We start from the raw sequence: 7,281 nt of genomic DNA, 5'->3' as shown, positions 1-7,281 counted from the left end.
CGGACGGGAGGCGCGNNGCCCTTTGGCACCGCCCCTCCCGTCGTGACGCGGGGGACGTTCGCCCCGCCGCCGCGCGGCTCCCCGGCGAAGCGGACATCGGCACGTATCCTCGCTGCGATGAACCGCCTGGGAACCGCACTGCTCGCCGCGATCGAGGCGGTCGTGACGGTCGGCGTCGGCCTCGGGATCGCGCTCGTCCCGCTGACCCTCCTGTGGGGCTTCGAGTACGGGCTGCAGGTCGACTGGGACGTGTTCTGGAAGGCCACGGGGAGCGTCTGGCTCGTCGGGCACGGCGTCGACGTGTCGTTCCTCCTCGGTTCGGCCCTCGCGAAGTCGTCCGGGGTGACCGGCGCCGCCGACCCGATCCACGTGACCCTGGCCGCGCTCGGCTTCGCCCTCGTCACCGCGTGGCTCGCCGGACGAGCGGGGCGCCGCTTCGCCGAGACCGACCACCGCACGACGGGCCTGCTCGTCGGCACCGGTGTCGTCGCCCTCCTCGGGCTCCTCGTCGCCCTGTCGACGCGCTCGGCCGCGACCGTGCCGACGCTGTGGCAGGCGATCGTCCTGCCCGCCCTCTGGTTCGGGATCCCCGCGCTCGTGACGAGCGAGGTGTGCCGACGGCGACGGGGCCTGCCGGCCGATCCGCTCACGCAGCGGGTGCTCGACGGGGTCGAGCGCGTGCCGGCCACCTGGCGTGCCGTCGGGGCGTTCGGCCTGCGCGCGGGCACCGCTGCGACCGCCGTGGTCGTCGCGGTCGCCGGGGTGGTCGTCGCCGTCCTGCTCTTCGCGTCCTTCGCCGAGGTCATCTCGCTCTACGAGCGGTCCCACGCCGGCATCGTCGGCGGCGTCGCCCTGACGGTCGGACAGCTCGCCTTCCTGCCGGACTTCGTGGGCTGGGCGACCGCGTGGCTCGTCGGGCCGGGGTTCGCGATCGGGACCGGTTCCAGCGTGTCGCCGATCGGCACGACGCTCGGCCCGATCCCCGGCCTGCCGGTGTTCGGGGCGCTGCCGGCGTCCGGGCACACCTTCGGGCTCGTCTGGGTGCTCGTGCCCGTCGTCGCCGGGTTCGCCGCCGGCGGGCTCCTGCGCCCGCGGCTCGTCCGGACGCTCGCCAGCGCCGACTCGGCGCTCCACCGTGCACTCGGCGGGGTGGCGGCCGGCGTCGTCGCCGGGGTGCTGACCGGGTTCGTCGCCTGGCTGTCGTCGGGGTCGTTCGGCCCCGGCCGCCTGGCCGACGTCGGTCCGCACGCGCTCGTCGTCGGGGCCTTCGCCGCCCTCGAGGTCGGCGTCCCGGCGGTGGTCGCGCTCGCAGCGGGCAGCGACCTCGTCCGGGTGCCGGAACGGATCCGGGCACGCGAGCAGTGGCACGAGGTCGAGGACGATCGTGCCGACGCGGACGCCGACACCGCCGCCGAGGGCTCGCTCCTCGCCGCACTCGATCGTGCCGGAGCCGGTCGGACCACCGACGTGCACCGCTTCGTCGTCGAGGAGGCGCACGGCGACGCCGCGACCGGCGCCGACCACACGAGTGCTCCGGTCCGGCGGGACCCGGGCGAGCGCGCGCGCGCCGCCGCCACGCGGACCGACCCCGACGAACGGGTCCCGGTCCGCGCTGCCGCCGCCGACGCTGCCCCCGACGAGCGGGACCGGACGACGGACCCGACCCCCGCTCGGCCGACGGGCGCCGCGACGGTCGCCCCCGGGACGACCCCCGGGACGACCGCTGGCGACGTGGCGGCGTCGAGCCGCGCCTCCCGGACCGCGCCCGACCCCGCGCCGGACCGCGACCCGGACGCCGACGTCGAGCTGCCGGAGTGGGCCCGCACCGACGTGGTCGCCGCCGACCGGGTGCCCGCCGACCGCGCTGCCGACCGCTCCCGGGGCACCGGCCGCGGTGGCGTCGGCGCGATCCGCGACCGCCTGTGCGGAGCGGCCGACGGCGTCCGGGAACGCGTCGGCGACCTGCGCGACCGGGCGACCGGCGCCGGCGCCGACCGCGAGCCGGAGCAGCCCGCAGCGGCCGTGCCGCACGCGCCCGGGACCGAGCCGCAGCCCGCGTTCCCGTGGAGCACCGAGGAGTTCGTCGCCGGCCGCGACGACGCCGACGACGACCACGGCGGCATCACGACGAGTGCAGCACCGTCCGCACCGGCGGCCCCGCAGCAGCGGTGGGACGCCACGGACCAGATCCCCGAGGACGAGCTGCCGTGGTGGCGCCGTCCCAAGGACGACCGGTGACCGCGGCCCGGTAGGGTTGTCCCGTGCTCGAACTGGTCGTCCTGATCTCCGGTGCCGGCTCGAACCTGCGGGCCCTGCTCGAGGCGACCCTCGACGCGGAGTACCCCGCGCGGGTCGTCGCCATCGGTGCCGACCGCGACGCCGAGGGACTCGGCCTCGGCGAAGAGTTCCAGATCCCCACCTTCACGGTGCCGTTCTCGCGCTACGAGACGCGCGCCGCGTGGGGGGAAGCCCTCGCCGAGCAGATCCGCCCGTGGACGCCCGACCTGCTCGTGCTGTCCGGGCTCATGCGGCTGCTCCCGCCCGCGGTGGTGTCCGAGTTCGCGCCCGCCGTCATCAACACGCACCCGGCCTACCTGCCCGAGTTCCCCGGCGCCCACGGCGTGCGGGACGCCCTCGCCGCCGGTGTGGAGCAGACCGGTGCGAGCGTGATCCAGGTCGACGACGGCGTCGACAGCGGCCCGATCCTCGCCCAGGAGCGCGTCCCCGTGCTCCCCGGCGACTCCGAGTCGACGCTGCACGACCGCATCAAGCCGGTCGAGCGACGCCTGCTCATCCAGACCATCCTCGACATCGCCAACGGCACCACCGACCTGAAGGGCACCCCGAGCGCATGAGCGTGCACGCAGCCGACCCCAGCCTGTACCGCGACCGGGACCTCGTCCCCGTGCGGCGGGCGCTCATCTCGGTGAGCGACAAGTCCGGCCTGCTCGAGCTCGCCGGGGCCCTCGCCGACGCCGGCGTCGAGATCGTCTCGACCGGTTCCACGGCCGGAGCGATCCGCGACGCCGGCTACGCCGTCACGGACGTCTCGAGCGTCACGGGCTTCCCGGAGTCGCTCGACGGCCGCGTGAAGACCCTGCACCCGTCGGTGCACGCGGGCCTCCTCGCCGACCTCCGCCTCGAGTCGCACGAGCAGCAGCTCGCCGAGCTCGGCATCGAGCCGTTCCAGCTCGTGGTCGTCAACCTGTACCCGTTCGTCGAGACGGTGGCCTCCGGCGCCGACACCGCGACCGTCGTCGAGAACGTCGACATCGGCGGCCCCGCGATGGTCCGGGCCTCGGCGAAGAACCACCCGAACGTCGCGATCGTCGTGTCGCCGTCGTCCTACGCCGAGGTGGTCGAGGCCGTCCGTGCGGGCGGGACCACGCTCGAGCTCCGGAAGCGCCTCGCCGCCCAGGCCTTCGCGCACACCGCCGCCTACGACACCGCCGTCGCCGGGTACTTCGCGAGCGACGTCGTGGCAGCGGCCGCGGCACCGACCACGAGCGGGGACACCGAGACGCCCGGCAGCTTCGACGAGCACCTCACGGTGGACGCCGACCTCGCCGCGACGCTCCGGTACGGCGAGAACGCGCACCAGGCCGCCGCGCTGTACACGAGCGCCCGCGGGACCGGGATCGCCCAGGCGGCGCAGTTGCACGGCAAGGAGATGTCGTACAACAACTACGTCGACGCCGATGCCGCCGTCCGCGCGGCCTACGACTTCGCCGAGCCCGCCGTCGCGATCATCAAGCACGCCAACCCGTGCGGCATCGCGATCGCACCGGCCGACGCCGCCGACCCGATCGCCGCCGCGCACGCCGCGGCCCACGCCTGCGACCCGCTCTCGGCGTTCGGTGGGGTCATCGCCGCGAACCGTCCGGTGACGAAGCAGATGGCCGAGACGGTCGCGGACATCTTCACCGAGGTCGTCGTGGCCCCGGCCTTCGACCCCGAGGCGATCGAGATCCTCTCGCGGAAGAAGAACATCCGGCTCCTCACGCTCCCGACCGACTTCGCCCTCGCCCCGCGCGAGGTCAAGCAGATCTCCGGCGGGTTCCTCGTGCAGGACGCCGACCGCTTCACCGCGTTCGACCAGTCCACGTGGACCCTCGTCGCCGGCGCACCGGCGGACGAGCAGACGCTCACCGACCTCGCGTTCGCGTGGAAGGCGAGCCGTGCCGTGAAGTCGAACGGGATCCTCCTGGCGAACCAGGGGGCGAGCGTCGGCGTCGGCATGGGCCAGGTGAACCGGGTCGACTCGTGCCACCTCGCGGTGAGCCGTGCGGGGGAGCGGGCCGCGGGCAGCGTCGCGGCATCGGACGCCTTCTTCCCGTTCGCGGACGGCCTGCAGGTCCTCCTCGACGCGGGTGTCCGCGCGGTGGCGCAGCCCGGCGGCAGCGTCCGCGACGACGAGGTCATCGCCGCGGCGACGGCGGCGGGCGTGACGATGTACTTCACGGGCGAGCGCCACTTCTTCCACTGAGTCGAACAACCGGCAACTCCGGAAAACGCTTGCGCACCACGTTCGACTGTGAATAGTCTGTAAGGCTCCGCGACAGGCACGCCGACGGCCCCAGTGTCCACGACAGACACCGGCCGGCGGCACCGCGGACACAACGGTGACGATGACGACGACTGGAGTGACGATGAACACGACGACCGGAACCGTGGCGACGGCTGCCCGTGCGGGTCTCGTGCTCCTCGTGGGGACCGCTCCCGACGCACGACCGTTCGGCGGGACCCGTGGCATGCGCCCGCGTCCCGCGTCCGCGGCCGTCGCGCCGTACCCCCACCGGGGTGCGCCCGCCGCCACGGCACCGCTGTCCGCGTAGGGCTGCCTCCCACAGCCAGCGACGAGTCGACGGGACCGCCCGACGACGACGAGCACGCGACGAGCCGCCGCGACACCAGCGACGACGACGAGCACGGGCCCGCGCGAGCCCACGCCTGAACCCGGGGGACGACACGCTCCCGGTGCACTCCGACCGAACCGACGCCGCGTCCGACGCGGCGGCGGGCGACCGCGACGCGGACCGAGCACGCCTCACCAGGGCGGGCACGGCCCGAGGACGCGACCGACCCGCTCGGCCGACGACCACCACGCAACGGACACCGAGCCTCCAGACCGGCGGCTGCGACAGCAGCGACCGATCCAGAGGGTCTCGGCACGACGCACGAGGACGCAATCCATGTCCAAGACGCCAGACCAGGCGCGCCCGTCCACCGACCGCCCCTCGACCTTCCGCGCCATCGCGCGGATCTACCCCTACGTGAAGCCGTACCAGCGGCGCCTCATCGGCGGCATGTTCGCCGCCATGGGCGCCTCCCTGGTCGCGCTCGCGATCCCCTACGTCCTGCAGTGGCTCGTCGACGGGCCGCTGTCCTCCAAGGACTCCGCACAGATCTGGCCGGCCGGCCTCGGCGTGCTCGCGCTCGGCGTGCTCGAGGCGTTCTTCATCGCCTCGCGTCGCCGACTCGTGATGCGCCCGTCGACGCGCATCGAGACGAGCATGCGGAACGCGCTCTACGCGAAGCTGCAGGACCTGCCGGTCGCGTTCCACGACCGCTGGGAGTCCGGGCAGCTGCTGTCCCGCTCCGTCTCCGACCTGTCGTTGATCCGACGGTGGCTGGCGTTCGGCGTCGTGCTGCTCGTGGTCAACATCGTGACCATCGTGGTGGGCTTCGTCGTGCTGTTCACCTTCGGGTGGCTGCTCGGCCTGGTGTTCCTCGTCGCGTCCATCCCGCTGTGGATCAACGGGCTGCTGTTCGAACGTCGGTACTCCGTCGTCGCACGCCGCAGCCAGGACCAGGTCGGCGACCTCGCCACGAGCGTCGAGCAGTCGGTGCACGGCATCCGCGTGCTCAAGGCGTTCGGTCGCGGGCGCTACAAGCTCGACGAGTTCAGCGAGCAGGCCGAGGCCCTGCGCGGCACCGAGATCGAGAAGGCGAAGGCGATCGCGAGCATCTGGCTGTGGCTGCTGCTCGTGCCGGACGTCGCGTTCGCGCTCTGCCTGCTCGCCGGCATCTGGCTCGCCTCGCAGGGGGAGCTGTCCGTCGGGCAGCTGTTCGCGTTCTTCGCGACCGCGACGGTGCTGCGCTTCCCGATCGAGTCGATCGGCTTCTTGCTCTCGATGACGTTCGACACCCGCACCGCGGTCGACCGCTTCTTCGAGGTCATGGACTCCGAGAACACGATCACCGACCCCGAGTCGCCGAAGACCATCGCCGAGCCGCACGGTGCGCTGTCCTTCAACGGGGTGCACTTCCGCTACCAGGACTCCGCACCGCAGTACCCGGACCTCATCAACGGCGTCGAGCTGCAGCTGCAGCCGGGCGAGACCATGGCGCTCGTCGGGCTGACCGGCTGCGGCAAGACCACGCTGCTGTCGCTCGTGCCGCGGCTCTACGACGTCACCGGAGGCTCGGTGACGATCGACGGGGTCGACATCCGCGACCTCACCCGCGAGGAGCTGCGGCGGCACGTCGGTGTCGCGTTCGAGGACGCCACGCTGTTCTCGACGACCGTGCGCGAGAACGTGCTGCTCGGTCGCCCCGACCTGTCCGGCGCCGAGGCCGAGGCGGTCATGCGCGAGGCCCTCGACATCGCGCAGGCGGCGTTCGTGGACGACCTGCCGGACGGGGTCGACACCCGTGTCGGCGAGGAGGGCCTGTCCCTCTCCGGTGGGCAGCGGCAGCGCCTGGCGCTCGCCCGCGCGATCGCGGCGCGGCCGTCGGTGCTCGTCCTGGACGACCCGCTGTCCGCGCTCGACGTCGACACCGAGGCTCGGGTCGAGGCCGGCCTCCGCCGCGTCCTCGCCGAGACCACGTCGCTCATCGTGGCGCACCGCCCGTCGACCGTGACGCTCGCCGACCGGGTGGCGCTCATGGAGAACGGCATCGTCACCGCCGTCGGCACCCACTCGGAGCTGATGGCCACCAACGACCACTACCGCTACGTCATCTCGTCGCTCGACGAGGACGACGCCACCGCACGAGAGGGGGCGATGGCATGAGCTGGGCGTGCAGGACCCGACGCGTGCGACGACGGGCGTGCAGGAGCATCACGACGCCGATCCCGACCACGACGTACTGCACGGTGAGTGCCAGTCGGAAGTTCGTCCAGGCGAAGACGGTCTGCCCCGACGCCGACGACGCCAGGTCGAGGACGGTGCCGATGAGGAACATCATCACGAACGCGGCGAGGAAGCCGCCGACGTTCACCACGCCGTTCGCCGACCCGAGCGACCCGACCGGGTAAAGGACCGCGCGAAGTCGAAC

Annotated in this window: 5 protein-coding genes and 1 pseudogene; 5 read left to right on the top strand and 1 reads right to left on the bottom strand. The window is 73.3% G+C overall.

The window, feature by feature from the left end; genetic code table 11:
- Window positions 1-117 precede the first annotated feature (117 nt).
- From I5E_RS22995 to I5E_RS18660, 5 genes are all read left to right on the top strand, one after another.
- Window positions 118-2,238 carry a cell division protein PerM gene (locus I5E_RS22995; protein ID WP_022908330.1) on the top strand — a complete coding sequence of 707 codons (2,121 nt, stop codon included), beginning with the start codon at window positions 118-120 and terminating at the stop codon, window positions 2,236-2,238.
- 23 nt (window positions 2,239-2,261) lie between these two features.
- Window positions 2,262-2,855 (top strand): phosphoribosylglycinamide formyltransferase, encoded by a 594-nt coding sequence (gene purN / locus I5E_RS18675; protein WP_022908329.1) that lies wholly within the window; start codon window positions 2,262-2,264, stop codon window positions 2,853-2,855.
- Window positions 2,852-4,486: a bifunctional phosphoribosylaminoimidazolecarboxamide formyltransferase/IMP cyclohydrolase gene (gene purH / locus I5E_RS18670; protein WP_022908328.1), complete on the top strand. Its 1,635-nt coding sequence runs from the start codon at window positions 2,852-2,854 to the stop codon at window positions 4,484-4,486. The genes purN and purH overlap by 4 nt, the downstream gene beginning before the upstream one ends.
- A gap of 142 nt (window positions 4,487-4,628) precedes the next feature.
- On the top strand, window positions 4,629-4,835 hold the full coding sequence (locus I5E_RS18665) for a hypothetical protein (RefSeq protein ID WP_148287049.1): 207 nt from the start codon (window positions 4,629-4,631) through the stop codon (window positions 4,833-4,835).
- Between the two features lie 357 nt (window positions 4,836-5,192).
- Window positions 5,193-7,016 (top strand): ABC transporter ATP-binding protein, encoded by a 1,824-nt coding sequence (locus tag I5E_RS18660; protein ID WP_022908326.1) that lies wholly within the window; start codon window positions 5,193-5,195, stop codon window positions 7,014-7,016.
- On the opposite strand, the pseudogene I5E_RS18655 reads toward I5E_RS18660, so the two are convergent.
- A pseudogene (locus tag I5E_RS18655) lies at window positions 6,961-7,281 on the bottom strand (MFS transporter); the annotation flags it as partial. The gene I5E_RS18660 and the pseudogene I5E_RS18655 sit on opposite strands and share 56 nt — an antisense overlap.

The sequence above is a fragment of the Curtobacterium sp. B18 genome (assembly GCF_000333375.1).
In the GTDB taxonomy this organism is placed as follows: Bacteria; Actinomycetota; Actinomycetes; order Actinomycetales; family Microbacteriaceae; genus Curtobacterium.
The sequence above is the reverse complement of the archived record's forward strand: the minus strand, read 5'-3'. Positions and strand labels throughout refer to the sequence as shown.

Bases quoted from the DNA above. Each gene is read 5' to 3' on its own strand.
- I5E_RS18665 (WP_148287049.1), top strand. From the start codon at position 4,629: ATGACGACGACTGGAGTGACGATGAACACGACGACCGGAACCGTGGCG.
- I5E_RS18660 (WP_022908326.1), top strand. From the start codon at position 5,193: ATGTCCAAGACGCCAGACCAGGCGCGCCCGTCCACCGACCGCCCCTCG.
- purH (WP_022908328.1), top strand. From the start codon at position 2,852: ATGAGCGTGCACGCAGCCGACCCCAGCCTGTACCGCGACCGGGACCTC.
- I5E_RS22995 (WP_022908330.1), top strand. From the start codon at position 118: ATGAACCGCCTGGGAACCGCACTGCTCGCCGCGATCGAGGCGGTCGTG.